This window comes from Pseudomonas sp. IzPS59 (assembly GCF_014863505.1).
GTDB classification, from domain to species: Bacteria; Pseudomonadota; Gammaproteobacteria; order Pseudomonadales; family Pseudomonadaceae; genus Aquipseudomonas; species Aquipseudomonas kribbensis.
Genome location: NZ_CP062251.1, coordinates 1,616,363 through 1,639,869, shown reverse-complemented (window position 1 = coordinate 1,639,869; position 23,507 = coordinate 1,616,363). Strand labels below are relative to the sequence as shown.

General features: G+C 60.4%; 19 protein-coding genes. 9 read left to right on the top strand and 10 right to left on the bottom strand.

Annotated features, from left to right (window positions below; translation table 11 throughout):
• Window positions 1–26 precede the first annotated feature (26 nt).
• Entirely contained in the window at window positions 27–1,859 is a 1,833-nt protein-coding gene (locus tag IF189_RS07415) for an ABC transporter ATP-binding protein (protein WP_085710329.1), read from the top strand.
• Window positions 1,860–2,044: 185 nt separating this feature from the next.
• The gene (gene aqpZ / locus IF189_RS07410) at window positions 2,045–2,740 is read left to right on the top strand and encodes an aquaporin Z (RefSeq protein WP_134825819.1); all 696 of its coding nucleotides are present in this window, start codon (window positions 2,045–2,047) and stop codon (window positions 2,738–2,740) included.
• A 15-nt stretch (window positions 2,741–2,755) separates the two neighbouring features.
• Here aqpZ and IF189_RS07405 read toward each other — a convergent pair whose 3' ends face one another.
• Entirely contained in the window at window positions 2,756–3,880 is a 1,125-nt protein-coding gene (locus tag IF189_RS07405; RefSeq protein ID WP_134825818.1) for a GNAT family N-acetyltransferase, read from the bottom strand.
• 280 nt (window positions 3,881–4,160) lie between these two features.
• On the opposite strand from IF189_RS07405, the gene IF189_RS07400 reads away from it, so the two are divergent.
• Window positions 4,161–5,492 (top strand): putative porin, encoded by a 1,332-nt coding sequence (locus IF189_RS07400; RefSeq protein ID WP_114881829.1) that lies wholly within the window; start codon window positions 4,161–4,163, stop codon window positions 5,490–5,492.
• A 143-nt stretch (window positions 5,493–5,635) separates the two neighbouring features.
• Here the strand turns inward: IF189_RS07400 and IF189_RS07395 are convergent, their stop codons facing one another.
• The 5 genes from IF189_RS07395 to aceK form a co-directional block, all read right to left on the bottom strand.
• Window positions 5,636–5,872 (bottom strand): anti-sigma factor family protein, encoded by a 237-nt coding sequence (locus tag IF189_RS07395; protein ID WP_134825817.1) that lies wholly within the window; start codon window positions 5,870–5,872, stop codon window positions 5,636–5,638.
• Window positions 5,866–6,480 (bottom strand): RNA polymerase sigma factor, encoded by a 615-nt coding sequence (locus IF189_RS07390; protein WP_134825816.1) that lies wholly within the window; start codon window positions 6,478–6,480, stop codon window positions 5,866–5,868. Before IF189_RS07390 ends, IF189_RS07395 begins: the two co-directional genes overlap by 7 nt.
• An 80-nt stretch (window positions 6,481–6,560) precedes the next feature.
• Window positions 6,561–7,682 carry a beta-ketoacyl-ACP synthase III gene (locus IF189_RS07385; protein ID WP_114881826.1) on the bottom strand — a complete coding sequence of 374 codons (1,122 nt, stop codon included), beginning with the start codon at window positions 7,680–7,682 and terminating at the stop codon, window positions 6,561–6,563.
• A 212-nt stretch (window positions 7,683–7,894) separates the two neighbouring features.
• Window positions 7,895–11,806 carry an ATP-dependent RNA helicase HrpA gene (gene hrpA / locus IF189_RS07380; protein ID WP_192553072.1) on the bottom strand — a complete coding sequence of 1,304 codons (3,912 nt, stop codon included), beginning with the start codon at window positions 11,804–11,806 and terminating at the stop codon, window positions 7,895–7,897.
• Between the two features lie 123 nt (window positions 11,807–11,929).
• A complete protein-coding gene (gene aceK / locus IF189_RS07375; protein WP_192553071.1) occupies window positions 11,930–13,651 on the bottom strand; it encodes a bifunctional isocitrate dehydrogenase kinase/phosphatase in 1,722 nt (573 codons plus the stop codon).
• A gap of 417 nt (window positions 13,652–14,068) precedes the next feature.
• On the opposite strand from aceK, the gene IF189_RS07370 reads away from it, so the two are divergent.
• Window positions 14,069–15,694: a methyl-accepting chemotaxis protein gene (locus IF189_RS07370; protein ID WP_192553070.1), complete on the top strand. Its 1,626-nt coding sequence runs from the start codon at window positions 14,069–14,071 to the stop codon at window positions 15,692–15,694.
• An 84-nt stretch (window positions 15,695–15,778) separates the two neighbouring features.
• The gene (locus IF189_RS07365) at window positions 15,779–16,687 is read left to right on the top strand and encodes a DMT family transporter (protein WP_085710308.1); all 909 of its coding nucleotides are present in this window, start codon (window positions 15,779–15,781) and stop codon (window positions 16,685–16,687) included.
• Between the two features lie 57 nt (window positions 16,688–16,744).
• On the opposite strand, the gene IF189_RS07360 is transcribed toward IF189_RS07365, so the two are convergent.
• Window positions 16,745–17,608 carry a DMT family transporter gene (locus tag IF189_RS07360; protein ID WP_192553069.1) on the bottom strand — a complete coding sequence of 288 codons (864 nt, stop codon included), beginning with the start codon at window positions 17,606–17,608 and terminating at the stop codon, window positions 16,745–16,747.
• Window positions 17,609–18,057: 449 nt separating this feature from the next.
• Between IF189_RS07360 and IF189_RS07355 the strand changes: the two genes are divergently transcribed.
• Together IF189_RS07355 and IF189_RS07350 are read left to right on the top strand one after the other, a co-directional pair.
• Window positions 18,058–18,603 (top strand): hypothetical protein, encoded by a 546-nt coding sequence (locus IF189_RS07355; RefSeq protein ID WP_192553068.1) that lies wholly within the window; start codon window positions 18,058–18,060, stop codon window positions 18,601–18,603.
• Between the two features lie 35 nt (window positions 18,604–18,638).
• Complete coding sequence (locus IF189_RS07350) at window positions 18,639–18,800, top strand: hypothetical protein (protein ID WP_192553067.1); 162 nt, start codon at window positions 18,639–18,641, stop codon at window positions 18,798–18,800.
• 57 nt (window positions 18,801–18,857) lie between these two features.
• Here the strand turns inward: IF189_RS07350 and IF189_RS07345 are convergent, their stop codons facing one another.
• Window positions 18,858–19,796, bottom strand: coding sequence for an aspartyl/asparaginyl beta-hydroxylase domain-containing protein (locus IF189_RS07345; protein WP_085710304.1), 939 nt, complete (start codon window positions 19,794–19,796; stop codon window positions 18,858–18,860).
• A 187-nt stretch (window positions 19,797–19,983) separates the two neighbouring features.
• Entirely contained in the window at window positions 19,984–20,958 is a 975-nt protein-coding gene (gene cysK / locus IF189_RS07340) for a cysteine synthase A (protein ID WP_192553066.1), read from the bottom strand.
• Between the two features lie 128 nt (window positions 20,959–21,086).
• Between cysK and IF189_RS07335 the strand changes: the two genes are divergently transcribed.
• Window positions 21,087–22,163, top strand: a complete 1,077-nt coding sequence (locus tag IF189_RS07335; RefSeq protein ID WP_134825809.1) for a DUF748 domain-containing protein — start codon at window positions 21,087–21,089, stop codon at window positions 22,161–22,163.
• Here the strand turns inward: IF189_RS07335 and IF189_RS07330 are convergent.
• Window positions 22,123–22,425, bottom strand: a complete 303-nt coding sequence (locus IF189_RS07330) for a DUF2442 domain-containing protein (protein ID WP_192553065.1) — start codon at window positions 22,423–22,425, stop codon at window positions 22,123–22,125. The genes IF189_RS07335 and IF189_RS07330 overlap by 41 nt on opposite strands.
• 225 nt (window positions 22,426–22,650) lie before the next feature.
• On the opposite strand from IF189_RS07330, the gene IF189_RS07325 reads away from it, so the two are divergent.
• Window positions 22,651–23,496: an AAA family ATPase gene (locus IF189_RS07325; protein ID WP_085710298.1), complete on the top strand. Its 846-nt coding sequence runs from the start codon at window positions 22,651–22,653 to the stop codon at window positions 23,494–23,496.
• The last annotated feature ends 11 nt before the right edge of the window (window positions 23,497–23,507 follow it).

Sequence of the window (23,507 nt, the reverse complement as noted above, 5' to 3'; positions counted from 1 at the left end):
GAGCCCGTACTCCGGGCGGTTATCTGATGCTCTATCGCCGTTTCGAACAACTGATCGACATATTCCGTGACGCGCCTACGGCATCCCCGCCGGACCGTGTTCTGCCCTTCTATACCTATTACCTGAAGCAGGTCTGGCCGAGTTTCGCCGCCCTGCTGATCGTCGGCCTGTTCGGTGCCCTGATCGAAGTGGCGCTGTTCAGCTACCTGAGCCGCATCATCGACCTTGCGCAAGGCACGCCGAACGTCGATTTCTTCAAGGTGCATGGCGCCGAACTGGCGTGGATGGCCGTGGTGGCCCTGCTCCTGCGACCGCTGTTCCTGGCGCTGCACGACATGCTGGTGCACCAGACCCTGAGCCCGAGCATGACCAGCCTCATCCGCTGGCAGAACCACAGTTACGTGCTCAAGCAGAGCCTGAATTTCTTCCAGAACGACTTCGCCGGGCGCATCGCCCAGCGCATCATGCAGACCGGCAACTCGCTGCGTGATTCCGCGGTGCAGGCGGTGGATGCGTTGTGGCACGTGCTGATCTATGCGATCAGCTCGCTGGTGCTGTTCGCCGAAGCCGACTGGCGCCTGATGATCCCGCTGCTGACGTGGATCGCTGCCTACATCGGCGCGCTCTACTACTTCGTGCCACGGGTCAAGGACCGCTCCGTCGCCGCTTCCGACGCGCGCTCGAAGCTGATGGGGCGCATCGTCGACGGCTACACCAACATCGCCACCCTGAAGCTGTTCGCCCACACCAACTTCGAACAGCACTACGCTCGCGAAGCGATTCAGGAGCAGACCGAAAAAGCCCAGCTCGCCGGCCGCGTGGTCACCAGCATGGACGTGGCCATCACCACCATGAACGGCCTGCTGATCGTCGGCACTACGGGGCTGGCCCTGTGGCTGTGGACCCAATCGGTGATCAGTGTCGGCGCCATCGCCCTGGCCACCGGCCTGGTGATCCGCATCGTCAACATGTCCGGCTGGATCATGTGGGTGGTCACTGGCATCTTCGAGAACATCGGTATGGTCCAGGACGGCCTGCAGACCATCTCGCAACCGGTCAGCGTCACCGACCGCGAACAGGCCAAACCGCTGGCCGTGGCCCGTGGTGAGGTGCGTTTCGAGCACGTGGATTTTCACTACGGCAAGAAGAAAGGCATCATCGGCGACCTCAACCTGACCATCAAACCCGGCGAGAAAATCGGCCTGATCGGCCCGTCCGGCGCCGGCAAATCGACCCTGGTCAACCTGCTGCTGCGGCTGTACGACGTCGAGGGCGGGCGGATCCTGATCGATGGCCAGAACATCGCCGAAGTCGGCCAGGAAAGCCTGCGTGCGCGGATCGGCATGATCACCCAGGACACGTCGCTGCTGCACCGTTCGATCCGCGACAACTTGCTGTACGGCAAACCCGATGCCACCGACGCTGAACTCTGGGAAGCGGTGCGCAAGGCCCGTGCCGACGAGTTCATCCCGCTGCTGTCGGATGCCGAAGGACGCACCGGATTCGATGCCCATGTCGGGGAGCGCGGGGTGAAGCTGTCCGGCGGCCAGCGCCAGCGGATCGCGATTGCGCGAGTGCTGCTCAAGGACGCGCCGATCCTGATCATGGACGAAGCGACCTCGGCGCTGGACTCGGAAGTTGAAGCGGCAATCCAGGAAAGCCTCGAAACCCTGATGCAGGGCAAGACCGTGATCGCCATCGCTCACCGTCTTTCGACCATCGCCCGCATGGATCGACTGGTGGTGCTGGAGAACGGCAAAATCGCCGAGACCGGCAACCATGCCGAACTGCTGGCCCATGGCGGATTGTACGCACGGCTATGGGCGCACCAGACCGGAGGGTTTGTCGGCATCGACTGATCCGGCACGAAACGCAAAAACCGCCACAGCCCTTCCACCACGGGCTCTGGCGGTTTTTTCATGGCTGCTGGAAATCCCCGCATTCCCTGCTGTACTCAGCGAAGGCTCTGGAGATGAACCTGTCGTAATTGCAAGGAAGCACAACTCGATGCAGTCTCGATAGCGCGTCTATCAAGGACTCTCTCATGTCTCTGTTAAAACGTTCAGCCACGGAGTTGTTGGGTACGTTCTGGTTGGTGCTGGGTGGTTGCGGCAGTGCGGTGATCGCCGCGTCCTCACCGGTGGGGATCGGCGTGCTGGGGGTGGCCCTGGCGTTTGGCCTGACGGTGCTGACCATGGCGTTTGCCATCGGCCACATCAGCGGCTGTCATCTCAACCCGGCCGTGTCGGTCGGTCTGGTTGTCGGTGGTCGGTTCCCGGCCAAAGAACTCCCCGCCTACATCATCGCCCAGGTGATCGGCGGGATTCTGGCAGCGGCGCTGCTGTATCACATCGCCAGCGGCAAGGAGGGTTTCGACATCGCCGCCGGCCTTGCTTCAAACGGTTATGGCGAGCACTCGCCGGGCAAATACTCGATGGCCTCCGGGTTCGTCACCGAACTGGTCATGACCGCCATGTTCGTGGTGATCATCCTCGGCGCCACCGACAAACGCGCCCCGGCAGGACTGGCACCGATTGCCATCGGCCTGGCCCTGACGCTGATCCACCTGATCTCGATTCCGGTGACCAACACCTCGGTCAATCCGGCCCGCAGTACGGGCCCGGCGCTGATGGTCGGCGGCTGGGCAATCGCGCAGTTGTGGATGTTCTGGGTCGCGCCACTGTTGGGCGCGGTGGTCGGCGGCGTGGTCTATCGCTGGCTGGGCAAGGAAGACAGTTGAAGGCAGCGGCGAGGATCAGGCTTGCCGATACGGCAAGGCGTTCCTCGCCTCTTCCGCGTAAGCCAGTACACCGGCGCGTTCCTGCTGAAGAAAATCCTTCACGGCAGCTTTCAGGCCGGGATGGCGCAGGTAATGCCAGGAGTGAGTGATCACCGGTTCAAAGCCGCGAATCAGTTTGTGCTCGCCCTGGGCGCCGGCGTCGAAACGCTGGTAACCCTGGGCAATCGCGTAGTCCATGCCCTGGTAGAAACAGGTTTCGAAATGCAGCCGGTCGTACTCGGCCAGACATCCCCAGTAACGCCCGTAGAAACTGTCGCCGCCCACCAGACTGAACGCCATCGCCACCGGCCTTGAGCCCTGTTTGGCCAATACGACACGAATCGATTCCGGCATGCGCTCGGCCAGCAGACTGAAGAACTCCCGCGTCAGGTACGGTGCCTGACGACGCACCGCATAAGTGTTGGCGTAGCAGGCGTAGACAAAATCCCACTGCGCCTCATCCAGCTCTCGCCCTTCCAGCCATTCGAATTCGAAGCCCTGCCCCGCCACTTGCTCGCGCTCCTTGCGCATCTGCTTGCGCTTGCGCGAACTGAGCACGTCGAGAAAGTCCTGGAAGTCGCGATAACCGCGATTCTGCCAGTGGTACTGACAGCCGATGCGTTGCAGCCAGCCCGGCTGCTCGGCCATTGCGGCATCGGTGAAGGCATCGGTGAAGTTGATGTGGGCACCGGAGAGTTCTTCGATCTCCAGGTAACCCGGCAGGCTCTTGAGCAGTTCGAATCCATCCTCGACGTTCGCCGCCAACAGGCGCGGCCCGGTAACCGGGCTGAACGGCACCGCACTCAAAAACTTGGGGTAGTAATCGATGCCGGCACGGGCGCAGGCATCGGCCCAACCGTGATCGAAGACGTATTCGCCGTAGGAATGCCACTTGCGATAACCGGGCAGCGCCGCAATCAGACGGCCGTCTTCGACATGCAGCAAATGCTCCGCCTGCCAGCCGGTGTGCGGGCCGACACTGCCGCTGTCTTCCAGCGCGCCGAGGAAGGCATGGCGCAGAAACGGCTGGTTGTCCGGCACCAGTGCATCCCAGAGTGCCGGTTCGATTTCCGACAGTTTTTGCAGGCGCTGCAACGGCATTTTCCTCTCCACTTTTGGCCCTGAAAGCCTCGCGAGTATCGCTGATCGGCCCGGTCTTGCCCACGTCCGATTGCGCGACAGCGCTCTAGATCAATAGTTCACGCAAGTTTTGTATCGTCATCAACCTGCCATCACCGTGCCACTGCTCTGTCATAAACCATCGCGATACTGGCGCCTGTTTTTAGAGCGCCGGGTTCTACCCGGACACAGTTTTCCGACGTTCAAATCGTCGGTTGTGCCCAGGATGGTTCAGCCATCCCTCTCATCTTCGGAGATTGCTATGCGTCTTGCTTCCACGAAAACTGCGGCGGCCCTGTGCGGTGGCCTGTTGCTGGCCATGAGTGTTCCGGCCAGTGCCGCAGTCGACGCCAAACTGCTCGACATGCTCAAGGCTAACGGTTCCATCACCCAGGCGCAGTACGTAGAACTGCAAACCGAACTGGCCCAGGATCAGAAGGCCCAGCAAATCGCGCAGCAGGCGCAGCAAGAGACCAACGAGCAAATCGCGGCAACCGCGAAGAAAACCAACGAGCTGAGCAGCTTCGACCAGAAGCTGGCCTGGGCTGCCAAGACCCAGTTCAAGGGCGACGTACGTTTCCGTCAGGAAACCGTGAAGAACGATGGCGTACCGAACGCCAAGGACCAGGACCGTCAGCGCATTCGTGCCCGTCTGGGTGCCTACACCGAAATCAACCCGCAGGTTGATACCGGTATCCGTATCGCCACCGGCAGCAGCGATGACGCCCGCTCCACCAACCAGGACCTGAACAACTACTTCGACAAGAAGCAGATCTGGCTCGACCTGGGCTACGTCGACTACCACCCTGACGCGGTCAAGAACCTGCACCTGATCGCCGGTAAAATGAACCAGCCTTGGGTGAGCATGGGCGACATCATCTGGGACAGCGACATCAACCCGGAAGGCCTGGCCGTCACCTACAAGTACCCGCTGAACGGCAGCGCCGAACTGTTCGGTAGCGCCGGTCACTACACCCTCAAGGACAACGTCGACGGCGAAGGCGTGCAGTTCAAGCACGACCTGCGTCTGTACGCTGGCCAGCTGGGCGGTCGCTTCGCGCTGACCGACAGCCTGAAACTGACCCTGGGCGGCAGCATCTACTCCTACGACAACGACAAGGACAGCGCCTGCCCTACCAGCGGCACCGTTACTGCGCCATGCGCCCTGGCCGTCAACGGCAACAGCCCGAACGAAACCTTCAAACTGTACGAAGGCTTCGGTCAGCTGGACATCGCCAACCTGCCGGTTCCGCTGTCGATCTACGGTCAATACGTGAACAACAACGATGCCAGCAACGACCAGGACACTGGCTGGCTGGCCGGCGTGAAGACCAAGGTTTACGGCTTCGGTATCGATTACAACTACCGCGACGTACAGCGTAACGCGGTGGTGGGTGCCTTCACCGACTCCGACTTCGCCAACGGCTACACCGGTTCCCGCGGCAGCAAGCTGAAAGTGAGCTACGAGCTGGACAAGAACTTCACCCTCGGCGCCACCTACTTCATGGCTAACTCGGACTACACCAACGCCAGCCTGAAGAAGACCGACTCCGACATCAACACCCTGCAACTGGATGCTGAAGCCAAGTTCTAAAACAGCAGTCACAAGCGGCAAGCTTCAAGTGAATGCCTCGCTTGAAGCTTGAAGCTTCAAGCTGAAGTTATCCTACAGCCCGGCGCAGCAGCAGCGATCCCCATCATCCGTTCGCTGCTGTTACGCCGGGCTGTTTTTTTGCCTCAGGAATTGTCTTTGCGGCGCTGCGCCGCCAGCCGCTCGGCCAACGCATCCACACCCTCCTCCGGTTTCTCCGGCATCACCCGCAATGTCGCCTGCATCAAACGCATCTGGCGGATGAAGCGCCGGCAATTTCGGCAGAACATCAGGTGATGACGCACCATCAGCTTCTCGCGAAAGCTCAACTGGCCATCGAGATAATCGCTGGAGCGCGCCACTTGTTCTTTACAGGTCAGCATTCGCCGGTCTCCTCGAAATGCTCCACGGTGGCGAAGACTTTCAGCCGCGCACGATGCAGCAGCACACGGACATTGGAGAGCGAGATCTCCAGAAGATTACAGATCTCTTCCAGCTCCAGGCCCTGACGCTCGCGCAGCAACAGCACACTGCTTTGCAGTTCTGACAGGCTGAGCAACGTGTGCTCCAGGCATTCGCGCAGTTCATTTTCGGTCAGCAGCGCTTCGGGCGTGTCCTGATGCCAGGCGAACGGCGCCACCAACCAGTGGCCGTCGCCGGGAGAAAAGCGGTCGTCGTCGATGGTGCCGTGGGGAGCCGGCAGATCATCCATCAGCACTTCGCGGCGATTCTGCTTGTAACGGCCCTTGGCCGAGTTGGCGGTGATGGTCAGCAACCAGGTCTTGAGACTGGAGCGCCCTTCGAAACTGCCGATATGGCGCACCACCGACAGCCAGGCGTCCTGCACCACTTCTTCGACGTGGCGCTGGCCGACAATCGCATAGGCCACCGCGCGCATGGCGCTCTGGTAGGTGGTGACCAGTTCCTTGAAAGCCTTTTGCTCACCGGCCAGCAGGCGTTCGAGCAATTGAGAGTCATCCGTTGCAGCCATCGATACCTCGCGGGCAAAAAAAATCGCAGCCTGCAGCGTTTCCCGAAGGAGCGTGCAGACTGCGATCTTTTAACACGGACTCAGCGCTTGCGCAGAATCACGCTACCAATCGAATAACCGGCACCGAACGAACTCAGCACCGCCAGCGAACCGGCCGCCAGATCGTCCTGATACTTGTGGAACGCGATCACGGAACCGGCGGAGCTGGTGTTGGCGTAGGTGTCGAGAATCACCGGGGCTTCTTCTTCGGTCGCTTCGCGGCCCAGCAGCTTGCGCACGATCAGGTGGTTCATGCTCAGGTTGGCCTGGTGCAGCCAGAAGCGCTTCACGTCACCGACGTTGAGCTTGTTCTCTTCCAGGTGCTCACCGATCAGCTCGGCCACCATCGGGCATACGTCCTTGAACACCTTGCGGCCTTCCTGCACGAACAGTTTGTCGCGGGCACCGATGCCCTCTTCCGCTGCGCGGTTGAGGAAGCCGAAGTTGTTGCGGATGTTGTTGGAGAACTTGGTCAGCAGTTTGGTGCTGACCACGTCGAACTGGTGCTTCGACGTTGCCGTATCGGCCCGTTCGATGACGACGGCGGTGGCGGCGTCACCGAAGATGAAGTGGCTGTCGCGGTCACGGAAGTTCAGGTGACCGGTGCAGACTTCCGGGTTGACCATCAGGATCGCCCGGGCCTGGCCCAGTTGCACGGTGTTGGCGGCTTGCTGGATGCCGAAGGTCGCCGACGAGCAGGCAACGTTCATGTCGAAACCGAAACCCTGGATGCCCAGTGCTTCCTGGACTTCGATGGCGATGGCCGGATAGGCGCGCTGCAGGTTGGAGCAGGCGACGATCACACCGTCGATGTCGGCAGCGGTCTTGCCGGCGCGCTGCAGGGCTTGTTCGGCAGCGCCGATGGCCATCTGGCAGAGCACCGACCATTCGTCGTTGGAACGCTCCGGCAGGCGTGGTGCCATGCGTTGCGGATCCAGGATGCCATCCTTGTCCATGACAAAGCGGCTCTTGATGCCCGAGGCTTTTTCGATGAACGCGGCGCTGGATTCGGTCAGGGCCTGGATCTCGCCGCTGGCGATGGCGTCAGCGTTGTCCGCGTTGAACTGCGCGACGTAGGTATTGAAAGACTGCACCAGCTCTTCGTTGGAGATGCTGTTGGCCGGGGTGTACAGGCCGGTGCCGCTGATGACGACGTTATGCATGGTCGTTTCTCTAATCTGTTCAGGCAGAAAGTGCTGGCACCGACGTGCCAACACGCAAAGGGTCTATTCCCATAGAGGGGACGCAAAAACCTGGCATCGCTTTATTCCGACCTCGCCCGCGGCTGACAAGGCTCAAAACCGCGGGGCCGGCGTTTATAGGCGCGAAGTTTGCCATAAACCTTGGCATTTGGCGCCTTTTGCAGGATCGGAGGTCAGGCCTCGACCTGCGTCCACTGTTTGTTCAGGCGCTTGTCGGAGATCGGCACTTTCGTCCCCAACTGCTGGGCGAACAGCGACACCCGGTACTCCTCCAGCCACCAGCGATACAGCTCAAGCTGCGGATCGCGCTTGCCTTCCTGCGCATGCTTGGCCGCGCGTGTCTGGTATTGCGTCCAGAGCCCGGCGAGCTCGCCGCTCCAGACCCGATCCTTCTGCACCTGCGCGCCAAGCTTCTCGAAACGTTGCTCGACGGCCTTCAGATAGCGCGGCAACTCCTTGAGCCAGAGCATCGGCGTTTCTCGGACGAAACCCGGATACACCAGATGACTGAGCTGCTGCTTGATGTCGTTAAGCGCCACCGCCTGAGCCAGGTCGATCTTGCCCTTGAAGCGTTTTTGCAGACCGTGCCAGAGCTTGAGGATTTCCAGGGTCAGACGCGCCACGCGCTCCGCATGCTCGGTCCAGCTGCCACGCTTGCGCTCGGCCAGTGCCGCCAGCCCTGCGCCGTCGCGAGGCAACGGGTCTTCGCCATCAAGAATGCAGCTGTCGAGGCTCGCCAGCAGAATGTCTTCGACCAGCGCATCGACCCGGCCCAGTTCGCGGTACAGCAGGCCCAGTTCGGTCAGGCCCGGCAGCTTGCCGCGCAGGAATTTGGCCGGTTCGGCCAGTTGCTGCATCAGCAGACGCTGCAAGGCGCGGCGGTGCTGGAACTCGGCTTCGGCCGGGGTCGAGAAGCGCCCTTCCTTGACCGTGCCGCCCTCTTCCACCAGCGCCGGATAGACCGTCATCGACAGCCCGGCAATCTTCTGCTGAGTCTTTTCCGCCACCGGCGCGAAGACCTTGGCCTCCACCGGTTGCTGACTCTTGGCACTTTGCGGCACGGCCAATGCGGCCTGACTGGCTTCGGCGAAACGCGCCGTCAACTCCGCCAGATCCCGCCCTTCGCCGAGGAACTTGCCCTGGCCGTCGACGATTTCCAGGTTCATCCGCAGATGGCTTTCGACTTGCTGCGCCGCTTCAGCCCAGGCCTCATCACTGACCCGCGCACCGGTCATGCGCAGCAGTTCGCGGCCCAGCGCTTGCGGCAACGACCCCTCGGCGAACGTCATGCGTTGCAGGGCAGCCTTGATGAAGTCCGGCACCGGCACAAAGTTCTTGCGCAGGGCCTTCGGCAGGTTGCGCACCAGCGCGATGCACTTGGCCTCGATCAGCCCCGGCACCAGCCATTCCAGGCGCTCCGGCGGCAGCATCGGCAACAGCGGCGCCGGCACACGCAGGGTCACGCCGTCGCGCGGGTGATTGGGTTCGAAGTGGTAACTCAGCGCCAGTTCCAGATCGCCGATGTGCAGGGTGTCCGGGTAATGCTGGGCGGTGACTTCGCTGGCTTCGCGGGCCAGCACGTCTTCCTCGCGCATGATCAGCAGTTGCGGGTCTTTCTGGCTGTTGACCCGATACCAGCTGTCGAACGTCGCGGTCTGGTGGATCTCCGCCGGCAGTCGCGCATCGTAGAACGCGTAGAGGGTTTCCTCGTCGGCCAGAATGTCCCGTCGACGGGCCTTGGCTTCCAGTTCGTCGAGTTGTTCCAGCAGTTGCTTGTTGGCAGTCAGGCACTTGGCCCGGGACTGAATCTCGCCACGCACCAGGCCTTCGCGGATGAACAGTTCCCGCGAAACCACAGGATCAACCGGCCCGTAATGCACCGGTCGACGACCGACCACGATCAGGCCGAACAGGGTGATCTGTTCGAAGGCGACGACTTGGCCGCGCTTCTTCTCCCAGTGCGGTTCGAAGTGGTTCTTCTTGATCAGATGCCCGGCCAGCGGTTCGATCCAGTCGGCGTCGATCTTCGCCACCATCCGCGCGTAGAGCTTGGTGGTTTCCACCAGTTCGGCGGTCATCACCCACTGCGGGCGCTTCTTGCCGATGCCCGACGACGGGTGAATCCAGAACCGCCGCTGACGGGCGCCAAGATAGTCGCCGTCCTCGGTTTTCTGACCGATCTGACTGAGCAGACCGACCAGCACAGCCTTGTGCAGCTTCGGATAATCCGCCGGCTCTTTGTTCAGGCTCAACTGCAAGTCGCGGCAGATCAGGCTCAACTGGCGATGGGAATCACGCCATTCGCGCAAGCGCAGGTAGTTGAGGAAATTCTTGCGGCACCAGTTGCGCAGGGGGTTGGCAGTCAACGCCTGGCGCTGTTCTTCGAAGCCACGCCACAGATTGACCAGCGCCGCGAAGTCCGAATCGGCGTCCTTCCACTGCGCATGGGCCTGATCGGCGGCTTGCTGACGCTCCGGCGGACGCTCGCGCGGATCCTGAATCGACATGGCACTGGCGACAATCAGCACTTCCTGCAAGCTGCCGAGTTTCGCCGCTTCCAGCAGCATGCGGCCCATGCGCGGATCCACCGGCAGGCGCGCCAATTGGCGACCGAGCGGGGTCAGCTGACTGTTGCGATCCACCGCCGACAGCTCTTGCAGCAGATTGAAACCGTCGCTGATCGCCTTGCCGTCCGGCGGCTCGATGAACGGGAACGCGGTGATCTCGCCGAGGCGCAGATGCAGCATCTGCAAAATAACTGCTGCGAGGTTGGTACGCAGGATTTCCGGATCGGTGAATTCCGGGCGACCGAGGAAATCCTCTTCGCTGTAGAGGCGCACGCAGATACCCGGCTCGACCCGGCCGCAGCGACCTTTACGCTGGTTGGCGCTGGCCTGGGAAATCGCTTCGATCGGCAGCCGCTGCACCTTGGCGCGGTAGCTGTAGCGGCTGATGCGCGCAGTGCCGCTGTCGATCACGTAACGAATGCCCGGCACGGTCAGCGAGGTTTCGGCAACGTTGGTCGCCAACACCACACGACGGCCCGGGTGGGACTGGAAAATCCGCTGCTGCTCGGCCGGCGACAGGCGCGCGTACAACGGCAGGATTTCAGTGTGTTTGAGCTGGGCTTTACGCAGCATGTCGGCAGCGTCACGAATCTCACGCTCGCCGGGCAGGAACACCAGCACATCGCCGGGGCTGCGGCGCTCGCTGCGCTCGTAAGCGGCGATTTCATCGAGGGTAGCGAGGATCGCCTGATCCACGGTCAGGTCGTCTTCGACGCGGTTGCCCTCTTCGTCCTGCTCAAGCGTCAGCGGGCGATACCAGGTTTCCACCGGGAAAGTGCGGCCGGACACCTCGACAATCGGCGCATCATCAAAATGCTTGGAGAAACGCTCCAGATCGATGGTCGCCGAGGTGATGATGACTTTCAGGTCCGGACGACGCGGCAGCAGGGTTTTCAGGTAACCCAGCAGGAAGTCGATATTGAGACTGCGTTCGTGGGCTTCGTCGACGATGATCGTGTCGTAGCGTTCGAGGTAGCGGTCGTTCTGGGTTTCCGCCAGCAGGATGCCGTCGGTCATCAGTTTGATCAGGGTGTTGGCATCGCTTTGATCTTCGAAGCGCACCTGATAACCGACAAGCGCGCCCAGCGGCGTACCGAGTTCTTCGGCGACCCGGCTGGCCACACTGCGTGCCGCGATTCGGCGAGGCTGGGTGTGGCCGATCAGACCATGCTGGCCGCGACCGATTTCCAGGCAGATTTTCGGCAACTGCGTGGTTTTACCCGAGCCGGTTTCGCCGGCGATGATCAGCACCTGGTGCTTTTCCAGGGCCTTCTTGATTTCGTCACGCTTGGCCGCAATCGGCAGGCTGTCGTCGTAACGGATCACCGGCAGGCTGGCCTTGCGCGCCAGCACCTGATCGCAGGACGCCTGCATGCGCGCCACCCACTGGGCCAGCTTGGCCTCGTCGGGTTTCTTGCGCAGCTCAAGCAACTGCCGCCGCAGCCGGTGGCGGTCGGCGAGCATGGCGTGATCGAGGTTTTTCAGCAGTTTGTCGATGGAGGGCGATTCGTCGGTCATCGGGTACGCAATTCGGTCGTCTAGTGGCGCAAGGACGCGATTGTCGCAGAAAAGCAGCTACAAGCGCCAAGCTACAAGCCGCAAGTTGAAAGCCGGGCCTGTAGCTTGCTGCTTGTGGTGGCTTTATTCGTTATCGAGGCCCTTGCGCCGATACGGGAAGACATCGATAACCTTTCCGGCCCGAATCGCCTCCTGCAACCCCTTCCAGTAATCGGCGTTGTACAGCTCGCCATGCAACTGATCGAACAGTTTGCGCTGCGCCGCATCGGCAAACAGAAACGGCGGAAATTCCTCGGGGAACACGTCCAGCGGCCCGATCGAATACCAAGGCTCAGAGGCCATTTCATCTTCCGGCGTGCGCGGTGGCGGGATATGGCGGAAGTTGGCCTCGGTGAGAAAGCAGATTTCGTCGTAGTCGTAGAACACCACCCGGCCATGGCGGGTGACGCCGAAGTTCTTCAGCAGCATGTCGCCGGGGAAGATGTTGGCCGCTGCCAGTTGCTTGATCGCCAAACCGTAATCCTCCAGCGCTTCGCGTACCTGGGCTTCGTTGGCGTTGTCCAGATACAGGTTCAGCGGGGTCATCCGGCGTTCGGTCCAGCAGTGGCGGATCAGCACGGTTTCGCCTTCCAGCGACACCGTGGACGGCGCGACTTCCAGCAACTCCGCCAGACACGCCGGATCGAACTTGCTCAGGGGAAAACGGAAATCGGCGAACTCCTGGGTATCGGCCATGCGCCCGACGCGGTCGACGCTTTTTACCAGTCGATACTTCTCGATCACTGTGGCGCGGTCGACGTTTTTCGACGGTGAGAAACGGTCCTTGATGATCTTGAACACGGTGTTGAAGCCCGGCAGCGTGAACACGCTCATGACCATGCCGCGCACGCCCGGGGCCATGATGAACTGGTCGTCGGTATTGGCCAGGTGGTTGATCAGCGCGCGGTAGAACTCGGATTTGCCGTGCTTGTAGAAACCGATCGAGGTGTACAACTCGGCAATGTGCTTGCCCGGCAGGATGCGCTTGAGAAAGCCGATGAATTCCGCCGGCACCGGCACATCCACCATGAAATACGAACGGGTGAACGAGAAGATGATCGACACATCGGCTTCGTCGGTGATCAGCGCGTCGATCTGAATCCCCCGCCCCTCGCGATGCAGCAGCGGAATCACCAGCGGCCACTGATCGTCGTTGGTGTAGATGCGTCCGACAAGATAGGCGCCCTTGTTGCGGTACAGCACCGAGGAAAACAGCTCGACGCTCAGTTCCGGGTCCTTGCACACCCAGTCCGGCAGGTTCTCGCGCAGTTGTGCTTCCAGACGCTGCAGATCCCGGGGCAGATCGGCGTAATCCTCACTGAAACGGTAATCGGCAAAGATGCTCGCGAGCATGCCCGACAACTGTCCTTGCGGCTTGTAGGTACGGGTTTGCGCAGCCCGGGCGCGGCGCAGGCTTGGCCGGGTGGTGTGGATGAACATGCAGCCATCGCTGATCAGATCGTGGCTGAACAGGCCGCAGAAAATCGAGTTGTACCAGGTCTCGGAGAGCTCATCGTCGAAGCGCAGGTCGATGATGCTGATGTAGGCGCTTTTCACCAGCGGCCAGCAACTGACCTCCATCAGCGTGTCCGCCTCGAAATGCTCACGCAGGCGCGCGACGGTTTCGCCGACCTTGTCTTCGTAGAGGTTGATCCGCGCCGCCGACGCGGTTTGCGTGTCCTGCCAGCGCGCCTGTTCGAAACGCTCCCGGGCGCCATCGGTGATCCGCCGGAAATGCTCGCGGTAATCGTCAAAGCCATCGAGGATCATGCGGGCGATGTCGGTGGCAGGCCATTGCTGCGGCATAGATGAGACCTCTGCGGGAATTGAAGAATCTGTGCTCGAAGGCCTGAGCTTAGCCACGGAACCGGGGACAGGAGAAGCGTAATTTCTGCCAAATCCGCGACGGCGTTGTACAGCGACACAGTTTTTATCAAAGTTTTTTTAATCGACCGTTCGGTCAGCAAACACATCAACCGGTCGTTCCCGCCGTTCGGCGCCAGCCCGCGAATTCTCTGGGTTTCGGATCCAATCAAACCGTGACATCTCTATTCCGCGGCTTTGCCCCACCTGCGCATTCCTGTCCATCGTCCGTGACCTTGATTGCTGAGTGACCTTACCAAGGTGATGGCACTTTGATATACAGCCCGCCATCACCCGCCTCACAACAAGATCCTCGGCCCACGAGGACGCCCTCTTTCTCAACGTTCAAGGAGCACATTGATGTCTATCCGGAATCTGCGCATAGGGTTGCGCGCCAGTTTGAGTTTTGCCGTTCTGGCCAGCCTGCTGATGGTGGTGGGCCTGTTCGGTCTGGGCCAGATGAAGGCCCTGCGTGAAAGCGCAGCGGTGATCGAAGAATCGTGGATGCCCAGCATCGAAAGCATCCATGACGCAGCCGCGAACATCGCCAGCATCCGCCTCGAATCCCTGCGCCTGATCACCAGTACCCAGGCCGCTGTGCGCGAACGCAGCAAAGGCATTCTCACGGCGCAGCGTCAGGAGTTGCTCAAGCGCCTTGACGATCACAAAGCCCTGCTCGCCAACGATCAGGAACGGGCGATGCTGGAAGGTCTGGGAGCCGACACCGCCAAGTACCTGAGCATCCTTGACCAGATCATCAAACAGATCGACGCCGGGCAGAACGATCAGGCCTACACGCGGCTGACCACTGAACTGGCGCCTCAGGGCAGCGTGCTCGACAAGACCCTGGAGCAAATGATCACCCTCAATCAGCAAGGCGCCGATGCCGCCGCAAAATCCGCTGCCGCGACCTATCAGCAGTCACTGTGGATCGTCGCGACAATCATCGTCATCGCCCTGATTGCCACCTTGCTGCTGGCCTGGCTGCTGACCCGCAGCATCACCGCGCCGATCAATCAGGCGTTGAACGTGGCCCGGCGGATTGCCTCCGGTGATCTCAGCGGCCGCATCGACAGCGAGGGCCGCGATGAAGCGGCGCAGTTGCTCACGGCACTGGCCGAGATGCAGGGCAATCTGCGCTCGACCATTCGCGGTATCAGCGAGTCGGCCCAGCAACTGGCCTCCGCCGCTGAAGAAATGAGTTCGGTGATGGAGCAAAGCACCCGTGGCCTGCAGCAGCAGAACGACCAGATCGAACAGGCCGCCACGGCCGTCACCGAGATGAGCACGGCGGTGGATGAAGTCGCGGCCAACGCGGTGTCCAGCGCCGAAGCGTCCGAAGCCTCGAACGAGGACAGCAAGCACGGGCATGTGCAGGTCAGCGAGACCATCAGTTCGATTCAGGAACTGGTGAGCGCGGTGCTCGGTGCGTCCGAACAGGCCGAAGGCCTGGCGACCCAGGCCCAGGACATCAGCAAGGTGCTGGAAGTGATTCGCGGCATCGCCGGCCAGACCAACCTGCTGGCGCTCAACGCCGCCATTGAAGCGGCGCGGGCCGGTGAGGCAGGACGTGGCTTTGCAGTCGTTGCCGACGAGGTCCGTTCGCTGGCCCAGCGCACGCAGAACTCCACAGAAGAAATCGAGCTGATGATCAGCAGCATCCAGCAAGGCACCGGTGCCACGGTCGGCGCGTTGCAAAGCAGCGCCGAACAGGCCAGCCAGACCTTGCGCCGGGCCAACAGCGCCGGCCATGCACTGGAGAAAATCACCGCGTCGATTTCGCAGATCAACCAGCGCAATCTGGTGATCGCCAGCGCCGCCGAACAACAGGCGCTGGTGGCCCGGGAAGTCGATGAAAACCTGGTGACCATCCGCGATCTGTCGACCCAGACCGCCGCCGGCGCGACCCAGACCTCTGCCGCCAGTCAGGAACTGTCGCGCCTGGCCGTAGACCTCAACGGTCTGGTGACGCGCTTCGTGCTCTGACGGGGAAATTAAATGCCCGATTAGCGGTTGCCATCGTCAGGGCGCTCGGCAACACTCTCGTCCCCATCAAGGAAGGAGTTACCCGTGAGCCCTGTCGATATTTTCCGCATGTTGTCGCTGGCTGCGATCTGGGGTGCGAGCTTCCTGTTCATGCGCATCATCGCCCCCGCGATCGGCACCGTTCCGACCGGATTTTTCCGGGTCTCGATCGCGGCGGTCGGTTTGCTGGTGATCCTCGGTCTGATGCGTATCAGCTGGGATTTCAAAGGCAAACTCAAGACCGTAATGATGCTGGGGGTGATCAACTCCGGCGTTCCGGCCACCCTGTATTCCGTCGCCGCCCAGGTGCTGCCGGCCGGGTACTCCGCCATCTTCAATGCCACCACGCCGCTGATGGGCGTGTTGATCGGCGGGCTGTTTTTCAGTGAAAGACTCACGGCGGCGAAGCTTGCCGGGGTTTTCCTTGGCCTGCTCGGCGTGGGTGTGCTGACCCGCGCCGGCCCGGTCGCGTTCGACCTGCCGCTGTTGATGGGCGCTGTCGCCTGTCTGCTCGCAACGACCTGCTACGGCTTCGCCGGTTTCCTCGCCCGGCGCTGGCTGGATCAGGCCGGCGGGCTCGACAGTCGACTTTCGGCGCTGGGCAGCATGCTCGGTGCGACGCTGTTCCTGTTGCCGCTGTTCGGCTACAGCGTCATTACCCAGCCACCTGTGAGCTGGGGCGGCTGGAATGTCTGGCTGTCGCTGTTGGGCCTGGGTCTGGGCTGTACCGCGTTTGCCTACATCATCTACTTCCGCCTGCTGAGTTCCATCGGGCCGGTGAAATCGATGACGGTGACCTTCATGATCCCGCCGTTCGGCGTGTTGTGGGGCGCGCTGTTTCTCGACGAACCGCTGTCGATGGCCCATGTGTATGGCGGGGTGTTGATCGCGATTGCGTTGTGGCTGGTATTGAAGCCGGCGGCGGTGAAACCGGCAGAAGTCGCGACTCGCTGATCGGCAGATGCAAAAAGGCCCGGGAGTTTCCTCCCGGGCCTTTTTTATGTGCGGCTGTTATTCCGATTTACGGAACACGAATACCAAACCGATGATGATCAACAGCATCCCCAGCACGCTCAACACGGCCAGGCGGTTGCCGAAGATCAAATAGTCCATCACCGCCGTCACGGCCGGCACCAGATAGAACAGGCTGGTGACATTCACCAGATTGCCCCGGGCGATCAGTCGATACAGCAGCAACGTTGCCAGCACGGAAACCACCAGTCCCATCCACAACACTGGCACGATGAATCCGGCGCTGTGCTCGAAGTGGAACGGCTGGAACGGCACGAAGATCCCGCACAGCAACAGTCCTGCCAGATACTGCACCGGCAGCGTGCCAAGGGGATTGTCGGTGATGCGTTTCTGCATGATCGAGCCGAACGTCATGCTCGCCAGCGCCAGCAGGCCGAACAGCATTCCCGCCAGCGACATCCCGGCCAGGCCGATGCCCTGGTAAACCACCATGATCAGACCGGCCAGCCCCAGCGCCAGACCGAAGATCCGGCTCGCAGAGCGTTGGCGCTCCATGATCACCACGGTGAGGATCGGTTGCACGCCCATGATGGTCGCCATCACCCCGGGGGTGACCTTCAGGTCCAGCGCCAGCAGATAGAAGATCTGATAAGCGCCCAACAGCACCACCCCGGTAGCCATCGCATACAGCATCGGCCGGCCGCCCTTGGGCAGTTTCAGCCTGAGCAACGGCACCAGCAGCACCAGCCCGCACAGGGCAATCACAAAACGGATCAGCAGAAAGGCAAAGGGCGAAGCGTGAGCCAGCCCCCATTTGGAGAAGATCGCCCCGCTACTCCACAGCAGAACGAACAGGCTCGTGGACGCCGCCGCGAGCGCGGACTTTTTCGAAAGGACAAACATGAATACCACCTGTAGTCAGGCAAATAGCCAACTCAGCCGAAGCTGAAATTCAGTAGGTTTTTTCAGGCGGGCACAGGGGTCAGCAGAAGATGCTGATCAGCCCGAAACGCCAACGCCCGGCGGTGATACGACTGCGCACACCGGCGTGCTACTGACAGGTGGAGGGTAATGGCTGATCTGCACAGGCTGCTGATTCCCGCACGGCACGACGCCAGCGTTGACCGCTGAATCGACTACCGCGTTGATGAGGGATGCAGGCATCTGGGCTGATCTTTCTTGAAGGGTTGAAAGGTGAGCCGTAGAACTCACGAGCGCCGACTATAACCAGCCTGCGACATGGATTGCAATGAGTTGGGCAAAGGGCCGCTAGCGACAGGCTGAGAGCAGGCGCATAGGCTCCTAGCAATTGCAACGACCATCGATAGGGGATATGGAATGCGCGAGATCACATGCCAAGGGAACGGAATCATCTGCGGTATCAGTTGTACAAATCGCAAGCCAGGAAGCTTGCCAGCATTGCCACAACTCAACTCCAGATTGACCTGGAGATGGCAGGCCCCACAACTCTTGACCTGTCGAAAGTACGTTTCGAACCTATCGACTCTTTGGCGCTGAGTGCCTTTGAATGTTGGGAGAACCCGCATTTTTCATGGGTAGACGTCATTGGATGGAAAGCACGCGAACCTCTCGCTTTCGACATCGCAATCTGGTTTGAATCTGAACTGTGCGGACTGTGTTTTGCCAACCCGAATAAAAGTCGACGACGCATTCGAATCGTACGTCTTGAGGGACGGCCAAGAGAACCCCATCCGTTGAAGAACCGTGTTGCACCGTTATCCGTTCTGGCTATCGAGCAATACGCCCGCATCATTGGAAGCAGTTTGATCGAAGCTCAAGAGCCATTCCAGGGAGCAATACCCATTTACGAACAACTCGGCTTCGGTTTGGATAGCGAGGGTCGCCTTGTCAAAACAGTAGGGAGGCTAGTATTGTGAAAAGCGCTCAAATATTGATCAACCAAGGTGGGAACATGCGCAAAGAAATAAAAAAATCCCCCAGAAAGAAAAAAGCGCACGCAATGAAGTGTGACTCTGATCCGACGGTACTGACAGCCAGTCAACGGCAGCTCTTACAGATCATTGCAACCGGTACCGATATCGATGAGCCAAGCTTGCTGGCTGGCCGTCCCTGATTCAGAAAGCAAAAAAAACCGCTCAAACGAGCGGTTTTTTATTGCCTGCATCCAGCCTCAACCAAAAAGCCAATACCCCAGCAACGTCAACACCACCACCGCCAGCACTGGCCGCATCACACGGTAGGCCTTTGGATTGCGGCGCTTCCACTGCTTGACCACGCCGCTGAACCGGTCGCTGAAGTTCTTGGTCCAGGCATAGGCCTGGTTGATCCCGCCGACGCGCTCGTCGTCGAGGTTCTGCGGTGCGGTGGCGCGGCCCAGCCAGGCGCTGATGGAGCGGTTGATGCGGGTCATGAGGCGGTTGCTCAGCGGACGCTCGACGTCGCAGAACAGGATGACGCGGGTCTGTTCGGTTTCGTTCTTGACCCAGTGCACGTAAGTCTCGTCGAACATCACGTCTTCACCGTCACGCCAGGCGTAGACCTGACCGTCGACGAAGATCCGGCAATCGTCGGAGTTCGGCGTCGACAGCCCCAGGTGATAACGCAGGGAACCGGCGAACGGATCACGGTGCGGGTTCAAATGGCTGCCACCCGGCAACAGCGCGAACATCGCGCCCTTGACGTTGGGGATGGCACTCACCAGTGCCACGGTTTTCGGGCACAGGGTTTCGGCCGAAGGCAGCGGTTTGTCGTACCACTTGAGGTAGAAACGCTTCCAGCCCTTCTTGAAGAACGAGCCGAAACCGGCGTCGTTGTTCTTCTCGGCAGCGCGAATATAGCCCTCGTCGAACAGGTGCATCGCCTCGTCGCGGATGGTTTCCCAGTTGTCGCGCAGCACGTCCAGTTCCGGAAACTTGCTGCGGTCCAGGTACGGTTTGGACGGCACACCGGAAAACAGGTACATCAAGGCGTTGTACGGAGCGAACAGCGCCGAATGGTTGACGAACTGGCGCAGCACCGGCAAACGCGCCTTGCCGCGCAAATGCACGTAGAGGATGCTGCTCACGAACAGCAGCAACACCAACACCTTGGCGGCCAACGAAAAGGTCATCAACGACTCCTTGAAAAAAGACAACGCCACCCAATGTCATTTACCCGACATGGCGGCCGGCCATGATAAACACTACCGGCTCCGGGAAAAACCCGCCCGACCCAAGATTCAGTGTTAAGAATTGCGCAACAAAGCACTAATTAACATAACGAGCCTGAACCCTGGCTGATCTGAATCAACGGGACGCTTACTGCTGATTCTCCTGATCGGTGAACAGATCGCTGAACAACATGCTCGACAGATAACGCTCACCGGAGTCCGGAAGTACCACCACGATGGTCTTGCCCTGCATTTCCGGGGTTTCCGCCAGGCGCACCGCGACAGCCATCGCCGCACCGCAGGAGATTCCGCACAGAATCCCTTCTTCCTGCATCAGACGCAGCGCCATGACCTTGGACTCCTCGTCGGTTACGCGCTCGACCCGATCCACCATCGACAAATCCAGGTTCTTCGGCACAAAACCGGCGCCAATGCCCTGAATCTTGTGCGGGCTCGGCTTGATCTCTTCACCGGCCAGCGCCTGGGTGATCACCGGCGAAGACACCGGCTCCACCGCCACCGAGATGATCGGTTTGCCCGCCGTATTCTTGATATACCGCGATACGCCGGTGATGGTTCCGCCGGTACCCACGCCCGCCACCAGCACGTCGATGGCGCCGTCGGTGTCATTCCAGATTTCCGGGCCGGTGGTTTTTTCGTGGATGGCCGGGTTGGCCGGGTTGTCGAACTGGGCCGGCATGAAGTATTTGCCCGGGTCGCCGGCAACGATCTCGGCAGCCTTTTCGATTGCGCCTTTCATGCCCTTGGCTGGCTCGGTCAGCACCAGCTCAGCGCCCAATGCCTTGAGCACCTTGCGCCGTTCGATGCTCATCGAGGCAGGCATGGTCAGCATCAGTTTGTAACCACGAGCGGCCGCCACGAAGGCCAGGCCGATGCCGGTATTGCCCGAAGTCGGCTCGACGATGGTCATGCCCGGCTTGAGTTTTCCGCTGCTTTCGGCGTCCCAGATCATGTTCGCGCCGATCCGGCATTTCACCGAGTAACCCGGGTTGCGACCTTCGATCTTGGCCAGAATGGTCACGCCACGGGGCGCAATGCGATTGATCTGTACCAGCGGCGTATTGCCGATGGAATGGGCGTTGTCAGCAAAAATACGGCTCATGGCTGGGTCCTTGTGCAGCGTTGAATTCAGCTCTCCAAGGTAAGCCTGTTGCTCCTGCCAGTCCAGTCGGGTCGAACGTCTGCAACCGCCGGCAGTCAATCGCTTTACATCGTTCGGGAATTTCCGCCATGAAGCGTCGCTACCGCTGGCCGTTGTGGATCCTCGCCACTGTCGTTGTACTGCTGATCGCCCTGCATATCGCCCTGCCCTACGTCGTGCGCGACTACCTGAATGACAAGCTGGCCAACATGGGCGACTACCGTGGCCAGATCACCGATGTCGATCTGGCTCTGTGGCGTGGCGCCTACAAGATCAACGGCTTGAAAATCGTCAAGGTCGACGGCAAGGTCCCGGTGCCGTTCGTCAACGCTCCGTTGATCGACTTGTCCGTCAGTTGGCATTCACTGTGGTACGACCATGCGGTGGTGGCCCAGGTGAAGTTCTTCAAACCTGAAGTCAACTTCGTCGATGGCGGTGCCAACAAGCAGAATTCCCAGACCGGTAAGGGCACCGACTGGCGCGCGCAACTGGGCAAGCTGCTGCCGATCACCCTCGATGAAGTGCAGATCCACGACGGCCGTATCAGCTTCCGCAACTTCAACTCCAAACCGCCCGTGAACATGAATGCCACCAACGTCGAGGCCAGTATTTACAACCTGACCAACGTCGTGGACACCAAGGGCAAACGCGATGCCCGCTTCGAAGGCAAGGCCCTGCTGCTCGGTCAGGCACCACTGGAAACCTCCGCCACATTCGACCCGCTAAGCAACTTCGAAGACTTCGAGTTCCGCCTGCGGGCCCGCGACCTCGAACTCAAGCGCATGAACGACTTCGCCTCGGCCTACGGCAAATTCGACTTCAACGCCGGCCACGGCGACGTGGTCATCGAGGCCCAGGCCAAAAAGGCCCAGCTCACCGGCTATATCAAGCCGTTGCTGCGCGACGTTGAAGTGTTCAACTGGCAGCAGGACGTGGAAAACAAGAACAAAAGCATCTTCCGCTCAGTCTGGGAGGCACTGGTCGGCGGTACTGAAACCGTGCTGAAAAATCAGGCCAAAAACCAGTTCGCAACCAAGGTTGAACTCAGCGGCAGCGTCCATCAGCAAGATATCAGCGCATTCGAAGCGTTTTTACAGATTTTGCGCAATGGATTCATCCAGGCATTCAATGCCCGGTATGAACGGCCGAAGCCGGATGCGGGCTAGGTATTTGCGCGAGCGCATCCAGATACAAGGTATCTGCGCCGAGCTGAATATCCGGATCCAGCCATTCCACGGTCCAACCCTCATCTCCGAGGGTTACTGCGCAGAACACCTCTGGATCAAGTAATGGCTTGAGGCCCGAATACCTTTGAAGATCCTGGCTCAAATCGACACACAACTGCTGACCATCAACAAAGGTCAGCGCCAGACAAAAATCCGCCAAAGGTTCTACAGACGATAAACGAGGGCGTTTCCTGGGTAGCATCGGTTCCGATCCTCTTTCAGAGATGTTCAGCAGGCTACTTCCAAACCGATGATCGCTGAATGCTGGCTTTGCGCCGAAACTGAGTCAACATGTGACGCCCCATTCAGAGACTGAATAAGCCGTCTGCGTTCACAGTCGACCGGGCCGCGCGTTATAGTCGGGCATCCGATTATTTCGCCCCCGCCCTGCCCGTTCAGGTCGGCGTTACCGTTCGAGGATTAGCAGATGAAGTTCGAAGGCACCCAGGCCTACGTCGCCACCGATGACCTGAAGCTGGCGGTCAACGCCGCCATCACCCTGGAGCGGCCGCTGCTGGTCAAGGGCGAACCGGGCACCGGCAAGACCATGCTCGCCGAGCAACTGGCCGAATCGTTCGGCGCCAAGCTGATCACCTGGCACATCAAATCCACCACCAAGGCCCATCAGGGCCTGTACGAGTACGATGCGGTCAGCCGCCTGCGCGATTCGCAACTGGGCAATGAAAAAGTCCACGACGTGCGCAACTACCTGAAGAAGGGCAAGCTCTGGGAAGCGTTCGAGTCCGAAGAACGCGTCATCCTGCTGATCGACGAAATCGACAAGGCCGACATCGAGTTCCCCAACGATCTGCTGCAAGAACTCGACAAGATGGAGTTCTACGTTTACGAGATCGACGAGACGATCAAGGCCAAGAAGCGTCCGATCATCATCATTACCTCCAACAACGAGAAAGAGCTGCCGGACGCCTTCCTGCGCCGCTGCTTCTTCCACTACATCGCCTTCCCCGATCGCAACACCCTGCAGAAAATCGTCGACGTGCACTACCCGGACATCAAGAAAGACCTGGTCAGCGAAGCGCTGGACGTGTTCTTCGACGTGCGCAAGGTGCCGGGCCTGAAGAAGAAGCCATCGACCTCGGAACTGGTGGACTGGCTGAAACTGCTGATGGCCGACAACATCGGCGAAGCGGTGCTGCGCGAACGCGATCCGACCAAGGCCATTCCGCCGCTGGCCGGTGCGCTGGTGAAGAATGAACAGGACGTGCAACTGCTGGAACGTCTGGCGTTCATGAGCCGTCGCGGCACCCGCTAAGAGGCTGACGC

What these genes read in the sequence shown, in the direction of transcription:
- IF189_RS07415 (WP_085710329.1), top strand. Translation starts at nt 27, where the DNA reads ATGCTCTATCGCCGTTTCGAACAACTGATCGACATATTCCGTGACGCG.
- aqpZ (WP_134825819.1), top strand. Translation starts at nt 2,045, where the DNA reads ATGTCTCTGTTAAAACGTTCAGCCACGGAGTTGTTGGGTACGTTCTGG.
- IF189_RS07405 (WP_134825818.1), bottom strand. Translation starts at nt 3,880, where the DNA reads ATGCCGTTGCAGCGCCTGCAAAAACTGTCGGAAATCGAACCGGCACTC.
- IF189_RS07400 (WP_114881829.1), top strand. Translation starts at nt 4,161, where the DNA reads ATGCGTCTTGCTTCCACGAAAACTGCGGCGGCCCTGTGCGGTGGCCTG.
- IF189_RS07395 (WP_134825817.1), bottom strand. Translation starts at nt 5,872, where the DNA reads ATGCTGACCTGTAAAGAACAAGTGGCGCGCTCCAGCGATTATCTCGAT.
- IF189_RS07390 (WP_134825816.1), bottom strand. Translation starts at nt 6,480, where the DNA reads ATGGCTGCAACGGATGACTCTCAATTGCTCGAACGCCTGCTGGCCGGT.
- IF189_RS07385 (WP_114881826.1), bottom strand. Translation starts at nt 7,682, where the DNA reads ATGCATAACGTCGTCATCAGCGGCACCGGCCTGTACACCCCGGCCAAC.
- hrpA (WP_192553072.1), bottom strand. Translation starts at nt 11,806, where the DNA reads ATGACCGACGAATCGCCCTCCATCGACAAACTGCTGAAAAACCTCGAT.
- aceK (WP_192553071.1), bottom strand. Translation starts at nt 13,651, where the DNA reads ATGCCGCAGCAATGGCCTGCCACCGACATCGCCCGCATGATCCTCGAT.
- IF189_RS07370 (WP_192553070.1), top strand. Translation starts at nt 14,069, where the DNA reads ATGTCTATCCGGAATCTGCGCATAGGGTTGCGCGCCAGTTTGAGTTTT.
- IF189_RS07360 (WP_192553069.1), bottom strand. Translation starts at nt 17,608, where the DNA reads ATGTTTGTCCTTTCGAAAAAGTCCGCGCTCGCGGCGGCGTCCACGAGC.
- IF189_RS07355 (WP_192553068.1), top strand. Translation starts at nt 18,058, where the DNA reads ATGCCAAGGGAACGGAATCATCTGCGGTATCAGTTGTACAAATCGCAA.
- IF189_RS07350 (WP_192553067.1), top strand. Translation starts at nt 18,639, where the DNA reads ATGCGCAAAGAAATAAAAAAATCCCCCAGAAAGAAAAAAGCGCACGCA.
- IF189_RS07345 (WP_085710304.1), bottom strand. Translation starts at nt 19,796, where the DNA reads ATGACCTTTTCGTTGGCCGCCAAGGTGTTGGTGTTGCTGCTGTTCGTG.
- cysK (WP_192553066.1), bottom strand. Translation starts at nt 20,958, where the DNA reads ATGAGCCGTATTTTTGCTGACAACGCCCATTCCATCGGCAATACGCCG.
- IF189_RS07335 (WP_134825809.1), top strand. Translation starts at nt 21,087, where the DNA reads ATGAAGCGTCGCTACCGCTGGCCGTTGTGGATCCTCGCCACTGTCGTT.
- IF189_RS07330 (WP_192553065.1), bottom strand. Translation starts at nt 22,425, where the DNA reads ATGCTACCCAGGAAACGCCCTCGTTTATCGTCTGTAGAACCTTTGGCG.
- IF189_RS07325 (WP_085710298.1), top strand. Translation starts at nt 22,651, where the DNA reads ATGAAGTTCGAAGGCACCCAGGCCTACGTCGCCACCGATGACCTGAAG.